The 22,539-nt window shown below is 65.2% G+C and carries 20 protein-coding genes; 10 read left to right on the plus strand and 10 right to left on the minus strand.

The features are described from left to right. Positions 1-25 precede the first annotated feature (25 nt). The 3 genes from AD89_RS0112255 to AD89_RS0112265 all read right to left on the minus strand — a co-directional run bounded on the left by AD89_RS0112255 (position 26) and on the right by AD89_RS0112265 (position 4,184). Positions 26-1,726: a DEAD/DEAH box helicase gene (locus tag AD89_RS0112255; protein ID WP_081770462.1), complete on the minus strand. Its 1,701-nt coding sequence runs from the start codon at positions 1,724-1,726 to the stop codon at positions 26-28. Positions 1,727-1,929: 203 nt separating this feature from the next. Next, positions 1,930-3,015, minus strand: a complete 1,086-nt coding sequence (locus AD89_RS0112260; RefSeq protein WP_231488639.1) for a phosphatase PAP2 family protein — start codon at positions 3,013-3,015, stop codon at positions 1,930-1,932. 107 nt (positions 3,016-3,122) lie between these two features. Beyond that, the gene (locus tag AD89_RS0112265; RefSeq protein WP_231488641.1) at positions 3,123-4,184 is read right to left on the minus strand and encodes an alpha/beta hydrolase fold domain-containing protein; all 1,062 of its coding nucleotides are present in this window, start codon (positions 4,182-4,184) and stop codon (positions 3,123-3,125) included. A gap of 243 nt (positions 4,185-4,427) precedes the next feature. Between AD89_RS0112265 and AD89_RS0112270 the strand changes: the two genes are divergently transcribed. After that, positions 4,428-5,177, plus strand: coding sequence for a peptidyl-tRNA hydrolase (locus tag AD89_RS0112270; RefSeq protein ID WP_331279725.1), 750 nt, complete (start codon positions 4,428-4,430; stop codon positions 5,175-5,177). A 90-nt stretch (positions 5,178-5,267) separates the two neighbouring features. Here AD89_RS0112270 and AD89_RS0112275 read toward each other — a convergent pair whose 3' ends face one another. Further along, positions 5,268-5,447 (minus strand): hypothetical protein, encoded by a 180-nt coding sequence (locus AD89_RS0112275; RefSeq protein WP_025779282.1) that lies wholly within the window; start codon positions 5,445-5,447, stop codon positions 5,268-5,270. Positions 5,448-5,602: 155 nt separating this feature from the next. On the opposite strand from AD89_RS0112275, the gene AD89_RS0112280 reads away from it, so the two are divergent. Then, positions 5,603-6,232, plus strand: a complete 630-nt coding sequence (locus AD89_RS0112280) for a hypothetical protein (protein WP_155807427.1) — start codon at positions 5,603-5,605, stop codon at positions 6,230-6,232. Positions 6,233-6,305: 73 nt separating this feature from the next. Then, on the plus strand, positions 6,306-7,835 hold the full coding sequence (locus tag AD89_RS0112285) for a deoxyguanosinetriphosphate triphosphohydrolase family protein (RefSeq protein ID WP_025779286.1): 1,530 nt from the start codon (positions 6,306-6,308) through the stop codon (positions 7,833-7,835). Between the two features lie 156 nt (positions 7,836-7,991). Here AD89_RS0112285 and AD89_RS19345 read toward each other — a convergent pair whose 3' ends face one another. Both AD89_RS19345 and AD89_RS19975 read right to left on the minus strand, forming a co-directional pair. After that, positions 7,992-11,213 carry a choice-of-anchor G family protein gene (locus AD89_RS19345; RefSeq protein ID WP_025779288.1) on the minus strand — a complete coding sequence of 1,074 codons (3,222 nt, stop codon included), beginning with the start codon at positions 11,211-11,213 and terminating at the stop codon, positions 7,992-7,994. A gap of 107 nt (positions 11,214-11,320) precedes the next feature. After that, positions 11,321-11,494, minus strand: coding sequence for a hypothetical protein (locus AD89_RS19975; protein ID WP_155807429.1), 174 nt, complete (start codon positions 11,492-11,494; stop codon positions 11,321-11,323). A gap of 195 nt (positions 11,495-11,689) precedes the next feature. Here AD89_RS19975 and lhgO point away from each other — a divergent pair, with 195 nt between their 5' ends. Further along, positions 11,690-12,904 carry an L-2-hydroxyglutarate oxidase gene (gene lhgO, locus AD89_RS0112295; RefSeq protein WP_025779290.1) on the plus strand — a complete coding sequence of 405 codons (1,215 nt, stop codon included), beginning with the start codon at positions 11,690-11,692 and terminating at the stop codon, positions 12,902-12,904. Positions 12,905-12,997: 93 nt separating this feature from the next. On the opposite strand, the gene AD89_RS0112300 is transcribed toward lhgO, so the two are convergent. Next, positions 12,998-13,522 (minus strand): Dps family protein, encoded by a 525-nt coding sequence (locus AD89_RS0112300; protein ID WP_025779292.1) that lies wholly within the window; start codon positions 13,520-13,522, stop codon positions 12,998-13,000. A 246-nt stretch (positions 13,523-13,768) separates the two neighbouring features. Here AD89_RS0112300 and galE point away from each other — a divergent pair, with 246 nt between their 5' ends. Then, positions 13,769-14,764, plus strand: coding sequence for a UDP-glucose 4-epimerase GalE (gene galE / locus AD89_RS0112305; protein ID WP_025779294.1), 996 nt, complete (start codon positions 13,769-13,771; stop codon positions 14,762-14,764). Positions 14,765-14,847: 83 nt separating this feature from the next. Then, positions 14,848-15,645 (plus strand): DUF3626 domain-containing protein, encoded by a 798-nt coding sequence (locus AD89_RS0112310; RefSeq protein ID WP_051505240.1) that lies wholly within the window; start codon positions 14,848-14,850, stop codon positions 15,643-15,645. A 9-nt stretch (positions 15,646-15,654) separates the two neighbouring features. Here AD89_RS0112310 and AD89_RS0112315 read toward each other — a convergent pair whose 3' ends face one another. After that, positions 15,655-16,293 carry a YdhK family protein gene (locus AD89_RS0112315; protein WP_025779298.1) on the minus strand — a complete coding sequence of 213 codons (639 nt, stop codon included), beginning with the start codon at positions 16,291-16,293 and terminating at the stop codon, positions 15,655-15,657. A gap of 18 nt (positions 16,294-16,311) precedes the next feature. Here AD89_RS0112315 and AD89_RS18605 point away from each other — a divergent pair, with 18 nt between their 5' ends. Both AD89_RS18605 and AD89_RS0112325 read left to right on the plus strand, forming a co-directional pair. Further along, the gene (locus AD89_RS18605; protein ID WP_231488643.1) at positions 16,312-17,073 is read left to right on the plus strand and encodes a CueP family metal-binding protein; all 762 of its coding nucleotides are present in this window, start codon (positions 16,312-16,314) and stop codon (positions 17,071-17,073) included. Between the two features lie 51 nt (positions 17,074-17,124). After that, entirely contained in the window at positions 17,125-18,273 is a 1,149-nt protein-coding gene (locus AD89_RS0112325; RefSeq protein WP_025779302.1) for an FAD-dependent oxidoreductase, read from the plus strand. Positions 18,274-18,316: 43 nt separating this feature from the next. Here AD89_RS0112325 and AD89_RS0112330 read toward each other — a convergent pair whose 3' ends face one another. Then, positions 18,317-19,066: a class I SAM-dependent methyltransferase gene (locus AD89_RS0112330; protein ID WP_025779304.1), complete on the minus strand. Its 750-nt coding sequence runs from the start codon at positions 19,064-19,066 to the stop codon at positions 18,317-18,319. Between the two features lie 25 nt (positions 19,067-19,091). Then, positions 19,092-20,075 (minus strand): alpha/beta fold hydrolase, encoded by a 984-nt coding sequence (locus AD89_RS0112335; protein WP_025779306.1) that lies wholly within the window; start codon positions 20,073-20,075, stop codon positions 19,092-19,094. 54 nt (positions 20,076-20,129) lie between these two features. Here AD89_RS0112335 and AD89_RS18610 point away from each other — a divergent pair, with 54 nt between their 5' ends. Beyond that, positions 20,130-20,492 carry a MerR family transcriptional regulator gene (locus AD89_RS18610; protein ID WP_025779308.1) on the plus strand — a complete coding sequence of 121 codons (363 nt, stop codon included), beginning with the start codon at positions 20,130-20,132 and terminating at the stop codon, positions 20,490-20,492. Positions 20,493-20,703: 211 nt separating this feature from the next. Further along, entirely contained in the window at positions 20,704-22,485 is a 1,782-nt protein-coding gene (locus AD89_RS0112345) for a formate--tetrahydrofolate ligase (RefSeq protein WP_025779310.1), read from the plus strand. Positions 22,486-22,539: the final 54 nt, after the last annotated feature.

Raw genomic sequence — 22,539 nt, forward strand, 5'->3', positions numbered from 1 at the left:
CGTCTGCTGGGCTCAGCTGGTGGGTTCAGCTGCTGGTCGAGTAGACCTGCTCGGATCCTCCGGTGCGCACGCGGTTGCGGCGGCGGGTCTCCGGGCTCGTGCCGCGCGAATCGGATGACCGGCGGCCGGCCGGCTGACCGGAGCGTGAAGCCGAACCCTGGCCGGCGCGGTTGCCCCGCGACGACTGACGGCGGCGACTGCCCTCCGCGCTGCGACCGCCTTGGCCGGATCCGCCGCTGCGACCGCCTTGGCCGGATCCGCCGCTGCGACCGGAACCGTTGCCATGGTTGTTCTGGTGGGAGGCATTGCCGTTGCGCTCTCCACCGCCACGTGAGTTCTCACGGCTGCGGCCCGACTCGTTGGCGGCGCCATCGCGACCTGCACTTCCACCGCGTCCGCCACGGCCGCCTCGGAGACGGCGGGACGAACGACCACCGGACTTCGCCGGCTCGGTCTTCTTCCGCGGCTGCACCGGTTCCTTCGGCTGCGGGGCGACGTACTCGGCGATCTCACCGACGAGCTGTGCCACCTCGGGGGAGTCGGCGGTGACCTTCTGCGGGGTCGCCTTGATGGCGGCCTTGCGCAGCAGGACCTGAGTGTCTTTGCGCTGGTCAGGAGTCATGATCGTGACGACGTCGCCGGCGCTGCCGGCACGCGCGGTGCGGCCGGAACGGTGCAGGTAGGCCTTGTGCTCGGTCGGGGGATCGACGTGGACGACGAGTTCGACGGAATCGACGTGAACACCGCGGGCCGCGATGTCCGTGGCCACGAGCACCTTCGCAGTACCATCGGTGAACGCGGCGAGGTTGCGATCGCGAGCACCCTGGGACAGGTTGCCGTGCAGATCGACGGCGGGGATGCCGGCAGCGGTGAGCTGGCGGGCGAAGCGCTTGGCCCGGTGCTTCGTGCGGGTGAAGAGGATGCGGCGGCCGGTGCCGGAGGCGAGTGTGTGGACGAGCGCGTTCTTGTCGTCGTTCGAGACCTCGAACACGTGGTGAGTCATGGCCGAGACGTGCGAGGTCGGCTCGTCGACGGAGTGGAGGACCTCGTTGTGGAGGAAGCGACGGACGAGCTTGTCGACGTCGTTGTCCAAGGTGGCGGAGAAGAACATCCGCTGCCCCTTGGCCGGGGTCTGCTTGAGGATGCGGGTGACGCCGGGCAGGAAGCCCAGGTCAGCCATGTGATCGGCCTCGTCGAGGATGGTGACCTCGATTTTCTCGAGGGTGAGGATGTCCTGCTGGAGCAGATCCTCGAGGCGGCCGGGGCAGGCGACGACGATGTCGACGCCGGAGTTGAGGGCGTTCTCCTGCCGGCGCTGTTTGACGCCGCCGAAGATCGTCGTCGTCTTCAGACCCGCGGCCTTGGCAAGCGGGTCGATGACCTCGGTGATCTGCGTGGCGAGCTCACGGGTGGGGGCGAGGACGAGTCCGCGCGGGTGGCGGAACTTCTGGGTGCCCTTGCCGGATTCGGCGAGGCGGGCGACGAGCGGGATGGAGAACGCCAGGGTCTTGCCGGACCCGGTCTTTCCGCGGCCGAGCACATCGCGGCCGCCCAGGGTGTCCGGAAGCGTGTCCTGCTGGATGGGGAAGGCCTGGGTCTTGCCCTCACGGTCGAGGGAGTCGACGAGTGCGGCGGGGACACCGAGCTCGGCGAACGAGGTCGGTGCCGAGGTGGCTTTCTTGGTGCGGGTGGTGCGGGGATTGGTGCGTGTCTGTGAAGTAGTGATGGTGTGGCCCTTCGACGTGCCGGAGGGCGTGCCGGTGCCGTGTCATGGTGGCAGGCAGCCGCAGCCGGTCATGGAACGAGCGCTGTCGGCGCTCTCGATCGCCGAGAGAAAACGGCTTCGGAAATGCGCGGGTTCTTTCACCCAGCTGCAGAGACGAGGCGTCCTGACGACGCAGGGAACCCGAAGAACGGGTTCGCAGGTGATTACAGTATAGCGCCGGCGGTGCGTGAGACAGAATCCGCGGGCTTCGCGGCGGGCACGGAAACAGGCTCGGAGACTGCGGCGACCGGTCGTCGGCGTGCTCTGCGGTGCCCGGTCACCCATGCGGAGAGTGCCACCGATGCCCCGCCGATGCCGATTCCCGCGATGTCGTCGAGGAGGTAATGCCATCCGAAGTAGATGGTGGCCACGACCGTCACTGCGAAGAAGATCCAGGTGATCGCTCGGACGGCGCGGTGCTGTTTCGTCAGCGTCATGAACAATGCGGCGGCGAAGGTGACGGAGACGTGAAGCGATGCGAACGCGGCGACACCTTGTATGGAGTCGCTGCCGACCGGGTTGCTGAGGTAGTCGAGTCGCGTGTCGATGAGGGATTCCTGGAGCTGACGGACTCCGGTGTCGGGCAGCGCCCGGAAGGCGTCGGGATGGCTGAACACCGGACCGACCGACGGCAGGAGATAGTAGCTGATGGTGCCGAGCACCCAGTTGAGGCTCAACATCGTCGCATACCAGGCGCCGATTGAGTGTCTGCGATTGAGTACGAGGATCGCGCCGAGGCTGATCGGGATGAGCGGAAGATAGGCGAGATAGGCGATCGACAGCAGATTCGCCGCAATGCCGGTGCCGAGCAGATCATGCAGCACCACCGCCGGAGTGCTGCCGCCCATGAGCCACTGATCGAGGCGGAACAGCTGCTGATCGAAGAGGGTGCCTTCGCGGAACACCGGCAGCACACTCTTGAGGTTGCGGTAGGCGACGTAGCAGACATAGAAGCTCAGCAGTCCCGCACCGATGCACAGCAGACGGTGGGCGTTCCACTCCTTCTTGGCGATCGCGACGACCGACGTCGGCAGGTTCCGCCACCCGTGCCGCCTCACGGCTTCCACGAGCAGCCCGCCGCCGATGAAGCCGAGAACCAGCAGAGGCAGGCGGATGTATGAGGGGCCGAGGAATCCGTCGGGGTCTCGCAGCGGGAGGCCGAGGTAGAGGGACGAGACCACGGCGGCCGCTCCGACGAGGAGGGCGAGCGCCATGGCGAAGGTGTAGGGCCAACGTCGCAATCTGGTCATCGGGACACCGTAGTGATTCACTTTTAGTACATCTTCGGACTTTCCTCGGAGGCCGCTGACCGGAGCCTCGTTCTCGCCGGTGTCGGCGGGGCAGACGAGTGTCGAAATCAGTTCAAGCGGCGTGCCGCGAAGGCTGCTGCGTGGTCCAGTACCGTGTTCGTGTCATCGAGGATGCGACCGAAGTGGAGGAATGAGTGCAGCACCTGCGGGTACTCCTCAAACGTCACATCGTTGCCGGCCCGCTGCAGCGTCCGGGCCAACGCCCGGCTGTCATCGCGCAGCGGATCGAGGCCGGCGGCGGCGACGAACACCGGTGGCAGACCGGACAGGTCGGCGGTCAGGTGCGCCACCAATGGTGAGTGTTCATCCTCCGGGGTGGGCAGGTAGTCATCAAGGAGGTTGCTGAGGTCGTGGATGCCCATGCCGTCCCAGTCACCGCCGAAGAGCCGGCGACTGGCCGAGTCGGTGAGACCATGGCTGCCGTAGATGGGCAGGAGGGCGCGCAGCGCCGAGAAGCTCGCGGGATTTGCGCCGATGGACTCCGGCTCATCCCGCAGCAGCAGGCCAGCCCCGAGGGTCAGCACCGCCCCGGCGGAATCGCCGACGATGGCCAGACGTGCTCCGTCGATGCCGAACTGATCACCGTGGCCGGCGAGGTGGTCGACGATTCCGGCGCACTCGTTCAGCGCCTGCGGGAACTTCACTTCCGGTGACAGCGAATAGTCGACTCCGATGACGGCGAAACCACCGGACGCGGCGAGCACACGCATGATCCGGTCGTGCGTATCGAGGTCGCCGAGGCTGAACCCGCCCCCGTGGAGGAACACGAGTCCGGGCAGGACCGCCTCGGCGATGGGGCGATGGATGCGGATCGGAACGTCGACCCCGGCGGTGCGGATGTGGTGATCATCCGTGCGGGCCATGGTCGGGCCGCCCTCATTCCACAGCGCGCGTTCGGCGCGGTACTCGGCGCGTTTGGCTGCCAAGGATCGCGCGGCAGGAGAGAGGTCACCGGCGGCAGCGGCGAATTCCTCGCCGGCGTGGCGGCACTCGTCGGCCCGGGTGGCCTGCACGGCCATGACCTCGCGCATCTGGGGCGACATCGACGCCACGATGTCAGCGGGAATGGTGGCCAGCAGCGCATCGGTGAGCGCGGGATCGACGGTCACGCCGGGAATCATCGGCCTCTTTCTGGGTCGGCGGCAATGCTTCCCAGCTTATCGAGGCCGCCGAGCCGGCGTGCTGAGTGTCCGCCGGCGTTCGGGACGCGACGATGGCGGCGTCCGGCAGCCGGTGGCGATGTCGCGGAATATCCGGCGGCCGTGACTGTTATGACTGTGGGACCGTGACGCCGGCAGTCCCCGACCCCGATGGCGGACACTCACGGACACAGACCTTGCAGGAGCGAAACCTTGACCGACAGCACGCTGCCCGAGCATCCGCAGCCGAACGATCTGCCGACCGACAATCTGCGTGCCGAGCACATGCGTCGGCACGAAACCGACCACGATATCCCGTGGTCCCTGCCGATCGTCGTGCGCCGATCCAAGACAGCCATCACCCGCCATATCGATGTCCTCGAGGCCACCGCCCACGCTGTCGTGACCTTCCTCGACGATCCGCGCTCGCAGCCGGGCGGGGAATGGAATGACGCCGTCGACTACTGGCGTGACGGAGCCATCCGCAAGGTCGTGCGCCGCGGAGATGGGAAGAAACTCGACGACGCGCGTGCCCTCGGGTGTGTGAGCGTGACCTTCGGCGGCACCGAAGAATTCGCCCCCGCCGAGGCGCTCGTCTTCGCGCCCGGACCCGTCGCACCCCTGCCGCCTGAGCTGAAGAAGCTGCAAGTCGGCGGCACCGAGTTCCCGGATGAGGGCGAATCGACGGTCCCCGCCGCCGAGGCGGTTGTGACGATCGAACTCTCACCCGAGCTGACGCTGACGACTGGGAAGGCAGCCGCGCAATGCGGGCACGCCGCGCAGTTGGCGTTCGAGCAGATGCCCGACGATGTGCGGGACCGTTGGCGTGAGTCGGGGTTCAGTCTGCGAGTGCAGACTGCGACGAAGGACGCGTGGGCGGCGAACGATCAGCAGATCAGCGTCGTCGACGCCGGCTTCACCGAGGTCGACGGCCCCACCGAAACCGTGCGCGCCCGCTGGTGAGGGTGTGCCCCACCTCCATGAGTCGGCGGTGAGACGGGAAGTGTGGAAGCCGCCTGGGCGAGGGTCGGCCGGGCCCAGTTTCGGGAAGGATCAGGCCTCGTCGAGGTCCTTGAGTTCGTCTTCGCTCAACGGCCGCGTCTTCGTGCCGTTGCCGAATTCGTCGAGGTAGATCATGTGCTTGACCATCTCACCGGTCTCTTCGTCCTCGACTTCGATGATGTCGCCGGGGTGGGTCTGGGGCTGGTAGAAATCTTCATTGACTCCGGTCATTGTGACCACCTCCTACTGGTATCTTCACCATACGATGCTGTGACACGAGTCTCAAGGATCCGGGATCTGCAGGATCGGAAGGCCACGGGGCGTTGCCTGCCATACTGAAGGTGCAGCGATTCGCCGAGAAGCGAGCCATCGGACTAGGAGACCGGATGAGAGAGACCCTGTTGATTTTCCTTGCACCGGGGATGATCCTCATCGTCGGTGCTGCCCTGCTCGGCGGGTTCGCCGAGGCCATCGCGATCTCTCTCTACATCCTCGGTGTGCTCGTGCTCATCGGATGGCCACTCACTGCAGTCATCGTCCACATCCGCATCTCGCGGTGCCAGGAGCGGGGCCAGCAGATCTCGTCCGGACTGGCCCGGGCACAGTCCTTCGTCGAGGCGGTCTCCGCGATCATCATGACCGTCGTGCTGCCTTCCGCCGTTATCGGCTGGATCGGCGTGTTCTGTCTCGTCACCGCCGCCGACGACCCTGAGGACGCGATCTTCAAGACGGTCGTCGGGTTCGGGATGCTCCTGGTCCTCGTCGCCTACCTGTCGATCTTGGTCTTCGGACGCTCGAAGACGATCCTGCGCGTCATGGGTGCGGCGATTCTGATCTTCGGAGTGATAGTCCTCGTGGGGGTCACCCAGGAATTCATTGACGGAGAGGCCGGTCGTCGCTCCGGCGTCGGGCTCATCGGCGGTGTCCTGATGTCCATCGGCGGTTTGTGGCTGACCATCACCGGGCGCAGCACCTGGTCACGGAAAACGCAGTCGGGACGGCAACGGACGGTGTGAAAGAGAACCATCGTCCGCCTCGTCGCCGGTGTTCCTCTCACCTTGAGCCGGTGCCGATCGGTAGGCTGATCGAATGGAACGACAGAGATTTCACACCACAGGTGGGCGCGATCGCAACGTCGCCGAGGAGGCTCGCCCGGGAGAGGACGAGTTCCGCGTCGATATCGAACGGATCCGTTTCTCCCCGTTCTTCTCCCGCCTGGCCTCGGTCACCCAGGTCATTCCGCAGGCCGGGTCCGGCACGGTCATCCACAACCGGCTGACGCATTCGCTCAAGGTCTCTGCGGTGGCCCGGTCGATCGCGATCACGTTGAATAACGCTGACGAGGCGACTCGGGAAACGGTCAGCCGCCTCGGCGGGTGTGACCCTGTTGTCGTCCAGGCGGCCGCGGCCGCCCACGATCTGGGGCACCCGCCGTTCGGCCACCTCGGCGAGAAGGAGCTCGACCGGGTGTCGCGGCAGGTGCTGCGCCTCGACGACGGATTCGAGGGCAACGCGCAGACGTTTCGGATCCTCACTGCCCTCGACAGCTGCGAGGCTACGGCGCGCGGTCTCAACCTCACCCGAGCGATTCGGGCCGCGGTGCTCAAATACCCGTGGGAGCGCGGGGAATGGACGGGCGATCGGGCGTCGTCGGCGGCCAGGATGCCGCGCGGGGTCGGTGATGATGTCAGCGAGGGGGCGATGAAGTTCTCCGCCTATGCCACCGAAGTCGAGGAGATGGCCGAGGTGCTCTCGGCGTTCCCGGCGATCGGGACGTATCAGCAGACGCTCGAGTGCGCGGTCATGGATGTCGCCGACGATATTGCGTATGCGGTGCACGACCTGGACGATTTCTACCGGTCGAACGTGCTGCAGTACACGGCTGTATCCGCCGAGCTCGGGCGGTGGCTGCGCGATCATCGGGAGTTGGCGGCCCTGGATTCTGCGGAGCTGGATCGGCGCCGTCCCGGCCATGCGCTCGAGGCGATCCGGCGACACATCGGGGAGAAGGATCCGTGGATCGCCTCGGAGGAGGCGTTCCGGGAGTCGGTGGAGCGGGTGAATCGGGATCTCGTCGAGGGGCTGCTCGGCGTTCCCTACGACGGGGGACTGGAGGCTGATCGGGCGGTCACCGGGTTCACTCGGCGGTGGATCGACCGCTTGCAGGCCTCGATCGTCGTCGACCCGGATCCGCATATCCGCAGCGGTCACGTGCGACTGAGCCAGGAGGCTTGGCACGATGTCGTGGTGCTCAAGTTCGTGCATGCGCGGTTCGTGCTCGAGCGCTCTGACCTGGCCGTGTATCAGCGTGGGCAGACGCGGATCATCGCGTCCCTGGTCGAGGGATTCCATGAGTGGCTGCTCGACCCGGATGAAGCCACGCGGATACCGCGCAGGCTTGTTGATTCCGTCGAGGCGGCCACGCAGGAGTATTCGGATCTGTATGCACGCAACCCTCAAGCACTGGGGGAGGAGGGCGCGGCCGGGATCGTGCGGCGGGGCAGGGCGCGGGCGGTCGTGGACTATATCGCATCGTTCACCGATGCGCAGGCCATGTCGGTCAACGCCCTGATCACCGGTGCCTCCGAGGAACCGTGGGAGGCTGGGCGCGGGTTGTAGGTCTTCGCTGGGGCGGCGTCGGGCGGATGCGTCCGTCGAGTCAATGACGAACGGCGGGGGAACAGCCGAACGGCGGGACCGAAGATTTCTCTTCGATCCCGCCGTTCGCGGTTTCAGCTCAGTGCCTGAGCTGGGTCACCTCAGTGCCTGCTGGCTTCAGTGCTTACCAGCCGAGGCGCGGTAGCGGCGGGTTGCCCACACCGCTGCTGCACCGCCGGCGATGAGCAGAGCGGCGAATCCGGCCATGGCCGGGACGCCGTCGGCACCCGTCCGCGGCAGGTCGCCACCGGCGTTGCCCGAGGCGTTCGTGCTCGAACCGGCCGAGGCGTTTGCCCCGGCTCCGGCGTTTGCCGCGGAACCGGCGTCCGACGATGCCGAGGAGTTCGCCGAGGCGGCCTTCTCAGAATCGCTCGAAGCGCTGGCGTTTGCTTCGTCGCCGTCAGCCGAGGCGCTGGCTGCGCCTCCGTCGGCTGAAGCGTTTGCCTCGTCACCGTCGGCGGCCGCGGACGCGGATGCCTCCGAGGAGGAGTCCGCCGTCGACGCTGCCGAAGCGGCGGCACCGGCGTTGGCGTTGGCTGCCGCAGACGCCTGAGCGTTTGTCGAGTCCGAGTTGTCGGCGTTTGCGGCGGCGTTGGCTGCCTTCTGTGCCGAGGCGTTCGGATCCGAGGTGGCGTCCGCCGAGGTCTCCGAGGAGGCCTCTTCGTTGGCGGCGGATTCTGCGGCTGCTTCGGCGTTCTCGTCGGCTGCTGCCGATGCCGTGTTGTTGGCGTCGTTGTCGGCTGCTGCCTGGGCGGCTGCCTCGGCGACTGCGTTGCTGTTGTCATCGGCGTTGGCCGAAGCCGAGGCCGAAGCGGCAGCGTTCACGTTGGCACTCGCATCGGAATCGTCCGAAGCGGTGGCCGCGGCTCCGTCATCAGCACCGTCGGCGTCAGCCGCTGCGTTGGCCGAAGCTTCCGAGGAGGAATCCGCGGTCGAGGCTGCCGAGGCTGCTGCAGCCGGATCGGCATCAGCAGCGGCCGAAGCATCGGCGTTCGTCGAGTCCGAGTTGTCGGCGTTTGCGGCGGCATTGGCTGCCTGCTGTGCCGAAGCGTTCGGATCCGATGTCGCGTCAGCCGAGGTCTCCGAGGAGGCCTCTTCGTTGGCGGCGGATTCTGCGGCTGCTTCGGCGTTCTCGTCAGCTGCTGCCGATGCCGTGTTGTTGGCATCGTCATCGGCAGCTGCTACTGCTGCTGCCTCAGCTGCCGCGTTGCTTTCGTCATCGGCGTTGGCCGAAGCCGAGGCCGAAGCGGCTGCGTTCACATTGGCATTCGCATCGGCTTCGTTGGCGGCATCAGGATCTGCTGCTGCGCTGGCGTCAGACTCGGCTGCTGCCTCTGCGGAGGCCTCGTTCGAGGAGTCAGCGGTGGAAGCGGCCTCAGAGGCGGCTGCGGAGTTGGCGTCCGACGCCGTCGATGCCTCTGCGTTCGTGTCATCGGTATTGTCAGCCTGCGCAGCGGCCTGTGAGGCTGCCGTCGACGAAGCGTTCTCATCCGTTGTCGAATCAGCGGAGGCCTCGGAGGATGCGTCCTCGGTCGCTGCCGACTCGGCGGCTGCTTCGGCGTTCTCGTCTGCTGCTGCCGATGCCGTGTTGTCGGCATTGTTGTCGGCAGCTGCTTCGGAGGCGGCCTGTGCGTCGGGATCGTTGTTTCCATCGGCGTCGGCCGAGGCCGATGCCGAGGCCGCTGCGTTGGCGTTGGCGTCATCATCGCCCGGGGCCGGTGCGTCCGCGGTCGCACGGACCGAGGACGAGGCCAGGTTGATGTCGATGGCATCGGCGGTCGGGAGCAGTTCCAGGCTCACCGCGCTGACGGTGAAGCCGGGTCCGTTGTTGCCCTTGACCTGGCTTTCCTCTGCAGGATCCTTCGCGGTCGGCTGCTCGTTGATCGTCAGATCGACGACCTGGTTGAGTGCCTCGAAGACCGGATCGAGAGTATCGAGCAGTGGGTTGACGATACCGGTCACAGCTCCAGCGACTTCATCAGCTGTGGATTCAAGGATTCCGCCGATGAGCGGCTCGGTGATGCCGAGCAGTTCCTCAAGCAGAGGTTCGGTGAGGTCAGAGATGAGATCACCGACAGGCAGCCCCGCGATGTCGAGATCGGTTGTGATCGTCGGGTCGGAGGAATCATCCGTGCCTGCGAGTTGTCCCAAGGTCGCATCAACGTTCACCGACCCGCTCGCAAGGGTCACAGGGCCCAATGTTGCGACTGCCGGCAGATCGATGACGAGATGAACGTCGTTGAGTGCGTCAGAAAGAGTCTCGTTGACCTTGCCGGACAGCGCGCCGAGCGCATCGGCCACGGCATCGGTGATCTTCGAGATCGTGTCCGAGGTGAGTACCTGAGTGTTCGGGTCGAGACCGTTGAGGTCAGAGGCGTCCCCGCCCTTGACGATCTTCGCGAGGTCGATCTTGATGTCACCTTCGGCGAGATCGATCGAGACAATCCCCGCTTCGTCCTCGAGCGCCTCGTTGACGACGTTCTCGACGACGCTGTCCAGTGCATCGCGGACCTCCACCGACACGGTGGCATCGTCACCTGCGACTGCAACGCGTGCGATTCCCGGAATGTTGACATCGACTCCGAGACTGGCGAGTTCGTTGACCAGCCCCTCTTCGCCGATGACCTCTTCGAGAGTGCCACCTGCACCGTCGACGACTTCGTTGAGGTCGTCGGACAGGCCGCCGACCGCAGGGCTGGAGACCGTGAGTATGCCGTCGGCGACGGCATACTCGGAGTCATCCGCTTCACCGTTGCTGTTAGCGGTCGACGCGATTGCGCCGAGCTCAAGGCTGAGCTCATCGACGACCTGATCGGTGACACCGTCGAGATTGAGCTGGCCGAGTACCGAGGTCAGGTCGACCTTGGCGTTGCCGTACTCCCCGTTGTTGATGTCATCGAGATTGAGTCCGCCGTCTGCCCCGACTGCGCCGGCACTGGCAGTAGCGTCATTGTAGGCAGGAGCGTGCCCATACGTATTGAGTGCTCCGCCCTCGCCGAGTTCGAGAAGGCCGTCGCCACCCTCGTTGCTGATGAGGGGGATACCGATTCCGGGAAGTTCGACTCCGATGGCTTGGAGCACCTCAGCGTTGATCGGAGTGCTGTCCTCGTCCGTGCTCGACGGAGAACTGCTGTACGCCGAGAGAGCGTCGACAGCGTCTGCGGTCAAAATGTCAGCATTGATCAGCTGCCCGTAGGCTTCTGAGTCTTCGTTCGGGTTCTGTTCATCGGCGGCACCGGGCGAGGTCGTCAGCAGCGTCAGTCCCACAGCTGTCGCTGCGGCGACAGACCCCACCGCGATCTTCCGACCGGTTCCGGGCCGGCCTCTCAGTTTTCTCATGGTTCTCCACATCGTTCGAATCCTGATCATTTCCAAGCTTGGCCTGGACGGAAACGGGCAGTTTCCTGACAGATCCCTCACAACGTTACGGAGTAATGAAGAAGTAATCAGTGAATCACAAGAAAAGTTACCTCGTCGTTATAGTTACGTTGAAGTAGAAACAGGCGGGCGTTGTGAAATCCTGTCAGCCAGGTCTCGCGGGTGCTGTAGCCGACAAAAGGCCAGTTCACAGGCCTGGCGGTCGCAGGTAGCTCCATCGTTCCGGAAGATGCGACAGTCATGACCGAGTCATTGTGTTGCGTCCATATGTCACAAATTGGGATTGAAAGAACTGCATGCGATGTCGACCTGTGACCAATCGACCAGCGGCAAGGTCACGGCTTCCATGGTGTGGACGGACCGAAACGGACGCTTCGTCAGCATCTACAGTCGAGTCGAACGGCAGGAACGACGGAGATCGACGAGGGAGTTGAAACATGGTCAAGCACACGCGATGGGCAGTGGTCGGAGCCGGCATCATCGGAGCCGCCGTCGCCCGCGAGATCCTGGGCCGCCACGACTCCGCCGACGTCACCCTCTTCGAGAAAGAAGACCACCCCGCCGCCCATCAGACCGGGCACAATTCCGGAGTCGTCCACGCCGGTCTCTACTACGAGCCGGGCAGCCTCAAAGCCACGCTCTGTCGCCGCGGTGTCGACCTCATCCGCGACTTCGCAAACGACCACAATGTCGCTGTAGACGAATGCGGCAAGGTCGTCGTCGCCACCGACGAGACAGAAGTCGAACGCCTCCACGCCATCCACGACCGCGCTCTGGCCAACGGCGTACCGGACATCGCCCTGCTCGACCGCGACGGACTGCGCGACATCGAACCGAACGCCGAAGGCCTCGCCGCCCTCCACTCACCCCACACCGCGATCATCGACTACCCCGGCCTCACCGACGCCCTCGTCGCCGACTTCCGCGCCCACGGAGGCCGCGTCCGCTTCTCCACCCCGGTCAGAAGCATCGATCACCGAGGCGGCCCCACCGGTGACACCGCCATCGTCCGCACCCCGGTCGACGCCCAGGAATTCGACCACGTCATCGTCTGCGCCGGACTCCAATCCGACCGGCTGGCCGCGCGCTCCGGCCAGAATCGCACCCCGACCGTGGTGCCCTTCTTCGGCCAGTACTTCATCCTCGACGAGGAATACAGCACCGCGGTCAACGGCCTCATCTACCCCGTCCCGGATCCGAAGTACCCCTTCCTCGGCGTCCACGTCACCCGCCGCATCGACGGCGGCCTGATGATCGGACCCAACGCCTTCCTCTCCTTCTCCCGCGAAGGCTACCGAGGTCTCGGCCTCAACATCCCCGACTCGCTGGCCGTGGCCGCCGACCCAGGATTCTGGCGTTTCGCCGCCGGCAACATGGCCACCGCGGCCCGTGAACTGCCCGGAGTGCTCTCGATCGAGAAATTCGTCGCCGAGGCGGCCCGCTACGTCCCCTCGCTCGCCGCAGCCGACGGTCACCGCGCCACCCGCGGAATCCGCGCGCAGGCCATGAATCGGGATGGAACACTCGTTGATGATTTCGTCATCGATCGGGCGGGAGCCGCGATGTTCGTAAGGAACGCGCCCTCCCCGGGAGCCACCTCGGCGCTTGCCATTGCCGAACACCTCGTCGCGATCATCGATGGCCGACGATGACAGTTCCGGGCGTCGACGACGAAAGGCCGCCTACCCGATCGTGACGACGGGGAGGCGGCCCGAACTGTTTCAGCAGCGGTTCAGCTCAGTGGCTCACTTGGGTGTGCGGGTCTCTGCGCTGATGAACCAGGCCTGCTGCTCAAGCTGCGCGATGTAGCTGTGGAAGATGTCGGCGGTCGTCGGGTCCGCCGAGTCGACTTCGTCGTGGCAGTCACGCATCGAAGCCACGGTCGCCTCGATCGACGCGACCATGTGATCGATGGCGTCGTGGGTGCTGATCTCTCCGTTCGGGAACTCCGGCAGCCCTGTCTGTTCGGCGATCACCGCGGGGCGACCGTCCGGAGTGGAGTGGAGGGCACGCATGCGTTCAGCGATCTCATCGCTGCCTGCACGGGCGATGTCCGTGACTTCGTCGAGGTTGAGGTGCAGGTCTCGGAAGTTGGTGCCCACGATATTCCAATGTGCCTGCTTGGCGGTCAGGCTCAGAGCGATGAAGTCGACCAGAACCGTTTGGAGGTTCTTGGTCAGGGCGTCGGAGGCGATGAAGCCGCGTTCGGCGTTCTCGCGAGTAGTCTTCTCTGACCCATGCGGGTCGGGAACTGTCACTGACTGCGTCATGATTTTTGCTCCTGTTCTCTCCGGTTTCACGTTGACCCGGAGCCTATGATCACCATAACGCTGCCGCAGATGACGCGTAACCCCCCTCAGCGCCAGCTGGTGGTCGGCCTGGACATGCAACGTTTTCGTGCACGATGTTTTCCCATCGCGCAGTCAGCCCGAATCAGAGCTTCGGAGTCTGAGCGCGTATTCTGATACCGAGCATTCTGACAGTGAAGAGTCGTCGAGATGAAGGAGAGACCGGGCATGGCAGTACTGGTCACAGGCGGGGCAGGCTACATCGGTTCGCACGTGGTGCGGCTGCTCATCCAACGCGGTGACGACGTCCTCGTCGTCGACGACTTCTCCACCGGCATCGACGCTCGCGTCGAGGGCCTGCCCGTGGTCGACCTCGACCTGGCCGCAGCCGATGCCGAGGAGCGCCTGGTGTCCGCGATCAGGGAACACAGCGTCGACTCGATCATCCACTTCGCCGCGAAGAAGCAGGTCGGCGAATCCGTCGAAGAACCGGTGATGTACTACCGGCAGAACATCGGCGCCCTGACGAACATCCTCGCCGCTGTCGAAGCGACCGGCATCGAATCGCTCGTCTTCTCCTCCTCGGCCGCGACCTATGGCATGCCCGATGTCGACATGGTGCCTGAGGATCTCGACTGCCGGCCCATCAATCCCTACGGTCAGACGAAGCTCATCGGCGAGTGGATGATCGACAACCAGATCACCGCCTCGGCCATGCGGGGGACGACGTTCAACGCCGTGAAGCTGCGCTACTTCAACGTCGCCGGCGCCGGCTGGAACGACCTCGCCGACACCGCCGTCATGAACCTCATCCCGATCGTGCTCGGACGGCTCAAGGACGGCAAAGCTCCGATCATCTTCGGCGACGACTACGACACCCCCGACGGCACGTGCATCCGCGACTACGTCCACGTCAAGGACCTCGCCGAGGCACACATCGCGGCGTTGGACTACATGAAGGCCGGCGGCACCACGGAGACCGTGTTCAACGTCGGCACCGGAACCGGCGCCTCGGTGAAGGAAGTCATCGACACCATCGCCGAGGCGACCGGCCGTGACATCGTCCCCGACATGGGTGAGCGTCGTGCCGGTGACCCGCCGGCACTCGTCGCCGACGTCACCCGGATCTCGGCCCTGCTGAGCTGGAAGGCGGAGTTCGGTCTCGAGGAGATCGTCCGCAGCGCCGTCGAGGCCGCAGGGATGTTGCCGAACCAAGAACGATGACGCAATCGGACCCAGCCGCAACAGCACTTCACTGGGTCCGAGCACGTTCCGCGCCAGGGCACGAGCTGCCGGTCGGGGCGCGGGTGGCACTGCATTTCCATCCCGGTGATGACGCCTCTGAGGCTGGGGTGCTCGAGTCGATTCTCCAGCTGGGACAGTATCTTTCCCAGTTCGCCACAGGCACGAGCAATGGCGGTCTGACGGCCTTCCCCGGCGGCGACCGGTGGCTCTGGGAGCAGAGAATCTTCGGTGGAGCCTATGACCATGTGGAGGTGCACCACCGACCGGTCTATGGGGCACTTGACCTCGACGGCGACCCCTTTGGGCCGGCACCGCGGTTCGGGTCGGCCTATCTGAGGCTTCGCCCGGCCACTCTGGCAAGAGCGACTTTCGCCTATCCGGACAGCACCTTTGAGCCGGAGCTCTTCGGGGTTGCTGACCGGATGAGGCTCATTGCCGACTATCGTCGTGACGAGCGGGCTGCCGGCCAGGCTGCTGCCCAGGGATGCGGCATCGTCGACCGTCTCGATCGCTATATCGAGGCCCATATCCACGGAGGGGTGAAGGTGCCCGATGATGTTGAAGCATTGGTGGTCGACCCAAGCTTCGCCGATCATGCGGTGCTGGAGACGGCGGACCGCCGTGGTCTCGCCGTCGAGACTCATCCGGGCTATGTCGCCGAGGTTGCCGAAATTGCGGCGCACCCGGAATATCGGGGTCAGGATGTGGTCGAGCTCGCGCAGCGGATCGTCGAGAGGCTGGCGAACTCAACCCAGTTGCTCCCCATTCATGTCGCACGTGCCAGGCGGGTGTCGGACCTCGACGGGCAGCAGAGCAAGAAGCTTTGGCACTGCCTCGCACGATTTGGTCGGACCTGGTGAACCACTCCGTTACTTCGCGGGTTTCATCTCGCTTTCGACGACCCATTTGTGGTTCGTCATCTCCATCTCATCGGTCTTGATGTCGACCATGTAGACGGTCTCGTCCGTCGCTGAGTCGATCGTCGCCTCGGCACCCTTCATTCCGGGCATATGATCGGCGTTGACGGTGGCCTTGTCGCCCTTCTTCAGCGGTGCCTTGCCCGGGTCCTTGAGCTCTTCGTGGACGACCCACTTGTGATCCTTGACCGGGTCGCCGCCGTCGGTCGGCGTGTAGCTGATTGAGTAGGTCGTGGTGTCGAAGGCGCCGGAGACGGTTGCCTCGGCGCCCTTCATTCCCGGCATGTGGTCGGCGGAGAGGACGACTGTGTCGCCGACGTCGAACTTCGGGTCGGCGGCCTTCGTGATTCCCTTCGGCGGGTCGCCGCCATCGGCGGCGTGCCCTTCGTGCCCACCTGATCCGTGTCCGGATTCGGTGCTGTCCATGTCGTCGGAACCATCAGTTTCGCTCGAGGCGGACTCGTGGCTGCCGTGGGAGTCTTCTCCGCCCGATCCGTGGCCCTCGTCATTCGCAGTTGAGCAGCCTGCCAGAGCCAGTCCGAGTGCTGCGGTGACCGCAGTGAGGCGGGCGGCTGGATTGAGCTTCTTCATGAGTGGTCTCCTGGTTCGGTGAGACGGTCGCGTCGGATTCGCTCGGCGGCAGATGGGAACCTTTCAGGGCACCCCTCCCCGTGGACCCGCCACGGTCACCCTATACCCCTTATGGGTATGATTGCCAAGACGGCATACGTGCTCTGCATCCGTAGTGACATGGGGATATATATGAAGACGACGCAATTCGTGTTGGGGGCTGCGGCCTTCGTTCTTGCCCTGACGGGGTGTTCTGCTTCTGGAACGGGAAGCGAAGCATCCACAGAATCAGGAGAGTCTGCAGCAGTGCAGTCGGGTTCGGCTGAAACGCTGCTAGCTGACCTCGATCTGGCCGACGAGGACGTCACAGGAGTCATCGATCAACTCGATCGCCTGCCTGTCGACGAGAGGCCCACCGACCTCATGGCCTCGGTCCAGCCTGACGAACTTGTTCTCACCGATGGACAGCAAGAGGCGACGATGGCACTGCCGGAGGGGAAGAGCTACGTCTCCATCGCTCCCTTCGTCGATGAGACGCACGACTGCTTCTACCACAGCCTCACGACCTGCCTCGGCGAGATGAGCGAGAAGGACGTCGATGTGGTGATCACAGACTCAGAGACGGGCGAAGCAGTGGTGGACGAGTCGACGACGACCTTCGATAACGGGTTCGTCGGCTTCTGGGTGCCGTCCGGCATCACCGGTACCATCGAGGTCACCGCCGAGGGCAAGACCGGTACGACCGATTTCTCCACGAGAAGCGATGGGCCCACCTGCGTGACCGACCTCAAGTTGAAGTAGTTACGAGGAAGCCGGGCCGACCGTCGTCCCCCACTCGACAGGAGCACTGCTATGACCCACCATATCGTCATCGGAGCGGGCTTGGCCGGTGCCGCAGCCGCGTATTCCATGACCGCGCGCGGCGAGGATGTCACCGTACTCGAACGGCATACGCCGGCCAACGACCGAGGCAGCTCCCATGGCTCAGCGCGGATCTTCCGGTATGCCTATCCCGATCGTCTCTACACCGAACTCGTCGTGCGTGCCCGTGAGCTGTGGGACGACCTCGAGGCGAAATCGGGGATCGAGCTGATCACTCGCACCGGAGCTCTCGACTTCGGCGACGCCCAGCACACGGATCTGCTCGCCGAGATCTTCGAAGCCGTCGGCGTCGAGTACGAAGTCCTCGACCCGGCACGTGCCTCCGACCGGTGGCCGCAATTCGCCTTCGATACCGACGTCCTGTGGCACCCCGACGCCGGCGTCATCGACGCCGAATCCACGGTGACGACCATGCTCGACCAAGCGGTGGACACCGGGCGGGCTCGGATCCTCACCGATTGGACGGTCACCGAGGTGGCCCGACAATCCGCAGGCGGCTACCGAGCCACCTCGGCGAAGGGGGATTCCGTCGAGGGCGACCATGTCATCGTCGCTGCGGGCGGGTGGCTGCCCGACCTCCTCGGCGATCTTGGCCTTCCGGAAGCGTTTCTCGATGCGCTGCCGAGGTTCGAAGTGCGGCAGGAGCAGGCCTTCCACATGCCCTACCGCGATGCCGGTGAAGACGGACGGCCGAGCACACCCTGGCCGACGTTCATCCACAAATCCGGGGAGATGTTCACCTACGGACTGCCCGGTGGACGCGATGCCGGTTTCGCGGGGCAGAAGTTCGCGCAGTTCAACGGCGGGAAGGTCATCGGCTCGGCGCTCGACCAGGACGGACAGATCACCGAGGAGATGCGGACCCGGATGATCGACTATGCGAAGAAGAAGCTGCCTGGACTCATTCCGGAACCGTACGCGGAGACCACATGTCTGTTCACGAACACGCCGAATGAGGACTTCGTCATCGACGAGGTCGATGGCCTGGTCATCGTGTCGGCCTGTTCGGGGCACGGAGCGAAGTTCGCGCCGCTGCTCGGTGAGTTCGCAGCCGACCTCGCCACGGGAGCCGGCAGTGTGCCGGAACGGTTCCGCGTGGGTGGCGTTTCGACTTCGTGATCGAGCGGCGAGGTGTCTCAGCGTTCTGTCGCGATGAATTGCCTCAGCGCTTTGACGCGATGATGAGGTGCCGCGTCGAGTGAGCGACGAAGGGCTTGCCTTTGCGCAATGTTGCATCGAGTTCACGCAGCTGCGGAAGATAGTCGGCAACCGAAAAGTCGGGCACCCACCACGGACATTTGCGAAGGATCCACACGATCGCACCGACGTCGAAGAACTCCATGCGGCAGCGCGCGGTGCGCAGCGTTTCGACCGTGAGACCGGCCGCCTCGGCGGCGTCGGATTCGGTCTGCGGGTGCCGTGAGCGGCGATTTTCCGGCAGCGGTCCGAGGAAGAACTCGATGAGCTCGAACGCCGAGGCCGGACCGACGTGCTGGGCGAGATAGGTGCCGCCGGGGACAAGCACACGAGCGATCTCCGACCATGCGGGGCTCACGGGATGTCGGGAGGTGACGAGGTCGAAGCTGCCGTTGGCGAACGGCAGCCGATGCGGGTCGGCTTCGACGACATCGACGCCACGCGGACCGAGCCGGTGACGGGCCACGGCGATGTTGGGGCGGTACGACTCGGTCACCGCCATGCGCGGCGGCAGTACCGGAGCCTCGTCGATGACCTCACCGCCGCCGGTATCGATGTCGAGGGCCGCGGTCGCTGTCGACAGCCGCCCGGCGAGGAGTCTTGCGTAACCCCAGGGCGGTCGCTCCTCGGTGGCGCGCCCATCGAGCCAGCCGAACCCCCACCCGGTGACATCGGCGGATTGTGCCTCGGTGACGAGCTCGTCGAATGCGCGCATACCGCCATCTTCGCGCACACGACTCTCACACGTCGAGCCAAGCGGTCACATCGACGAGCAGATCGTGCGGCGCCTCGAGCGGGACGAGGTGGCCCGAGTGCGGGAACCGGGTCACGTGCGGGTTTCCGGGAAGCGCCTCGGCGAGGCGATCGGCCTGGTCGACCGGAATCCACGGATCGTCCTCACCCCACCCGATACGGACCGGGCAGCGCACCTCACCGAGGTGGTCGACGACGGGCGCCGTGTGCTCGGGGCGCAGCGCGACGATCTGCCGGTAGAACGCAGCTTGACCGGCTTCGGTGCGCCAGGGGGCGCTGAGTTCAGTGATGTGGTCATCGCTGAGGTTCGAGCGGACTTCGCCCGAACGAGATTCGTCAGATGGTGTGGCCGCCGCCCCGGCGATGTATTCGCGGACCAGGGCGCGATGAAGTCGAGGTGGGAGGGTGGCGAAGACCTTTTCGTTTTCGGCGACGAGGCGGAAGAACGGTGAGCCCCACGGGTCGAGAGTGACGATGTCGAGCAGATACAACGACGCGAAATCGCAGCCCTCGAGCAGGTGCGCGCCGAGAGCGACAGCGCCGCCGATGTCATGGGCGATGACGTAAGGATTCGAGACGTCCCAGCAGTCGATGAGCTCGGCCAGTCGACGACGTTGGGTGATGAGATCAACGGCGGAGGCCGCCTCGGCGAGGGGATCGTCCGTCGGCTGTGCCGACGTTTCGGAGGGATCGGCGATGTAATCGCCGGATGTGGCGGGAATCGAGTCGCCGTAGCCGGGCATGTCCCAGAGGCGGACGCGATTCGTCTGCGCGAGCTCGTGGGCAAGCGGCAGCCACATCCGTGCTGACCACGGGGTTCCGTGGCAGATGATGACCTCGCCGAGGCGGCTAACGACGTTGCCGTGGGAGGTCGGTTCGAGGGTCGTGGTGGTCACCTCGGCGCCATCGCTCAAGGTGATGCGGTCGGTGGATATGCGGATGGCGGGGCTGCAATCGGTCGGCGTCATCATAAATCGACGGTAGAACTTCAGGTCAACCTGAAGTCAAGGTGTCATCATGGAGTCATGAAGATCGGGGATGCGGCAGCGCAGCTGGGAACGGCTGCGCATGTGCTCAGGCACTGGGAGGACGAAGGCGTCGTCGTGCCGGACCGGACTGCGGCTGGGCACCGTGAGTATTCGGATGAGCATCTGAGCCGGTGTCGGATCGTGCTGTCGTGTCAGAGCGTGGGCATGAGCCTCGCCGAGATCCGGGCGATCCTGCACCGTGGTGAGGCGGGACGTGCGGAGGTGATCGTGGCTCGCCTGTCGGCGATTCGGGCGCAGCGGACCTCGCTGGACTCGGCGGAGAGGTTTCTCCTCCATGTTCGCGGCTGTCGGCACGACCTCATGACTCGGTGCCCGGAGTGCTCGGAATATGCGGGGTAAGGCGTCGGCCGCTCTGGGGCGGGTTCGCGAAACGCTCAGTGGGAGTGCCGCGATTTGCTCAATGGGAACCTCGCGATGTGCTCAGTCGAGCGCGTAACGGCGGGCCGCCTCGGCGAGGTCGATGTTGCGGTGGGCGGAACTCAGTGCACATTGCGCGAATTCTCGGGGCGGTGACGGTCACAAAATCGCGCAGAACGGGCATGATGGCCTTATGACCACAGATATGGATATTGCGCTCAGCGCCGAGCTCGATCCCATCGTCGACATCGCCGCTGGGCTGGGTCTCGACGCGCAGGACATCATTCCCCACGGATGGACGAAGGCGAAGGTGCCCATCGACGTCCTCGATCGGGCGGCCGAGACCGCCGCGGACGGCAAACTCATCCTCGTCACCGCCATGAGCCCGACTCCGGCCGGTGAGGGAAAGACCACGACGAGCATCGGCCTGGCCGACGGACTCAACGAACTCGCCCGGTCGAAACCCGAGGTCGGACGGGCCGTGTTGGCGCTGCGGGAGCCGAGCATGGGTCCGGTCTTCGGGATGAAGGGCGGGGCGGCCGGCGGCGGATACGCCCAGGTCGTGCCGATGGAGGACATCAACCTCCACTTCACCGGCGACTTCGCGGCCATCGCGGCGGCGAACAACCTCGCTGCGACGATGCTCGACAACCACATTCACTTCGGCAACAGCCTCGACGTCGACCCACGGCGCATCCACCTCCGCCGCGTCGTCGACCTCAACGACCGAGCCCTGCGCGGAGTCGTCGTCGGACTCGGTGGACTCAACGGGGGAGTGCCTCGCGAGGACGCCTTCGACATCGTCGTCGCCAGCGAAGTCATGGCGGTGTTCTGCCTGGCCACCTCGCTGGCTGATCTCAAGGAACGGCTGGGACGGATCGTGCTCGCGCACAGTAGGGGGCGGGAACCGATCACAGTCGCGGACATCGGGGCAGCCGGGGCCATGACCGCGCTGCTGCGCAAAGCTCTGGCGCCGAACCTCGTGCAGTCCTTGGAACATTCGCCGGCGTTCATCCACGGCGGACCGTTTGCGAACATCGCCCACGGCTGCAATAGTCTCTTGGCTACCAAGGCCGGACTGGCGCTGGGAGACTGGGTCGTCACGGAGGCAGGATTCGGTGCTGACCTCGGAGCCGAGAAATTCCTCGACATCAAGTGCCGCACGGCCGGGATCTGGCCCTCGGCTGTGGTCGTCGTCGCGACTCTGCGAGCGCTGAAGTACCACGGGGGAGTCGACGTTGCCGACGTCAACTCGCCCGATGTGTCAGCGGTGCTCGAGGGGATGAGCAATCTCGAGCTGCACTGTCGGAACCTGCGCGAGATCTACGGACTGACGCCCGTCGTGTGCTTCAATCGGTTCCCCACGGACACGGACGAAGAGATGGCCGCGGCGATCTCCCACCTCGACGGGCTCGGCGTTGCCGCTGTCGAGTCCACGCACTGGGCCGACGGCGGCAAGGGTGCGTTGGCGCTCGCCGAGGCGGTCGTCGAGGCTGCGGGCGGCATCAGCAATGCGGGGGCCGCCGTCGATGACGGCTCGGTCTTCGTCGCCGGGACCGCTTCCGGGGATGCCGAGGCTCCTGCTGCCGATCCGACGTCGCGGGCACAGTACAGCTATGACCTCGACCGGCCGCTGGAGGAGAAGATCCGCACCATCGCGCAGCAGATCTACCAGGCCGAGGATGTTGATATGCCGACCAAGGTGAAACGGAAGCTGCGTCAGTTCACCGATGAGGGCTACGGCGATGCACCCGTGTGCATCGCGAAGACCCAGTACTCGCTGTCGACGGATGCGAGTCTGCGCGGGGCACCGACCGACCACGTCATCGAGATCAAGGATGTGCGGCTGTCGGCCGGAGCCGGGTTCGTCGTCGTCATCGCCGGCGACATCATGACGATGCCGGGCCTGCCGCGCGAACCCTCAGCGCTGAAGATCGACGTCACCGAGGACGGCAACATCACCGGCCTCTTCTGAGAGCTAATTACTACCCGACGGCGGCTCAGCAACCTGGCGCCAGGTTGCTGAGCC

The sequence above is a fragment of the Brevibacterium sp. VCM10 genome (assembly GCF_000583215.1).
GTDB lineage: Bacteria > Actinomycetota > Actinomycetes > Actinomycetales > Brevibacteriaceae > Brevibacterium > Brevibacterium linens.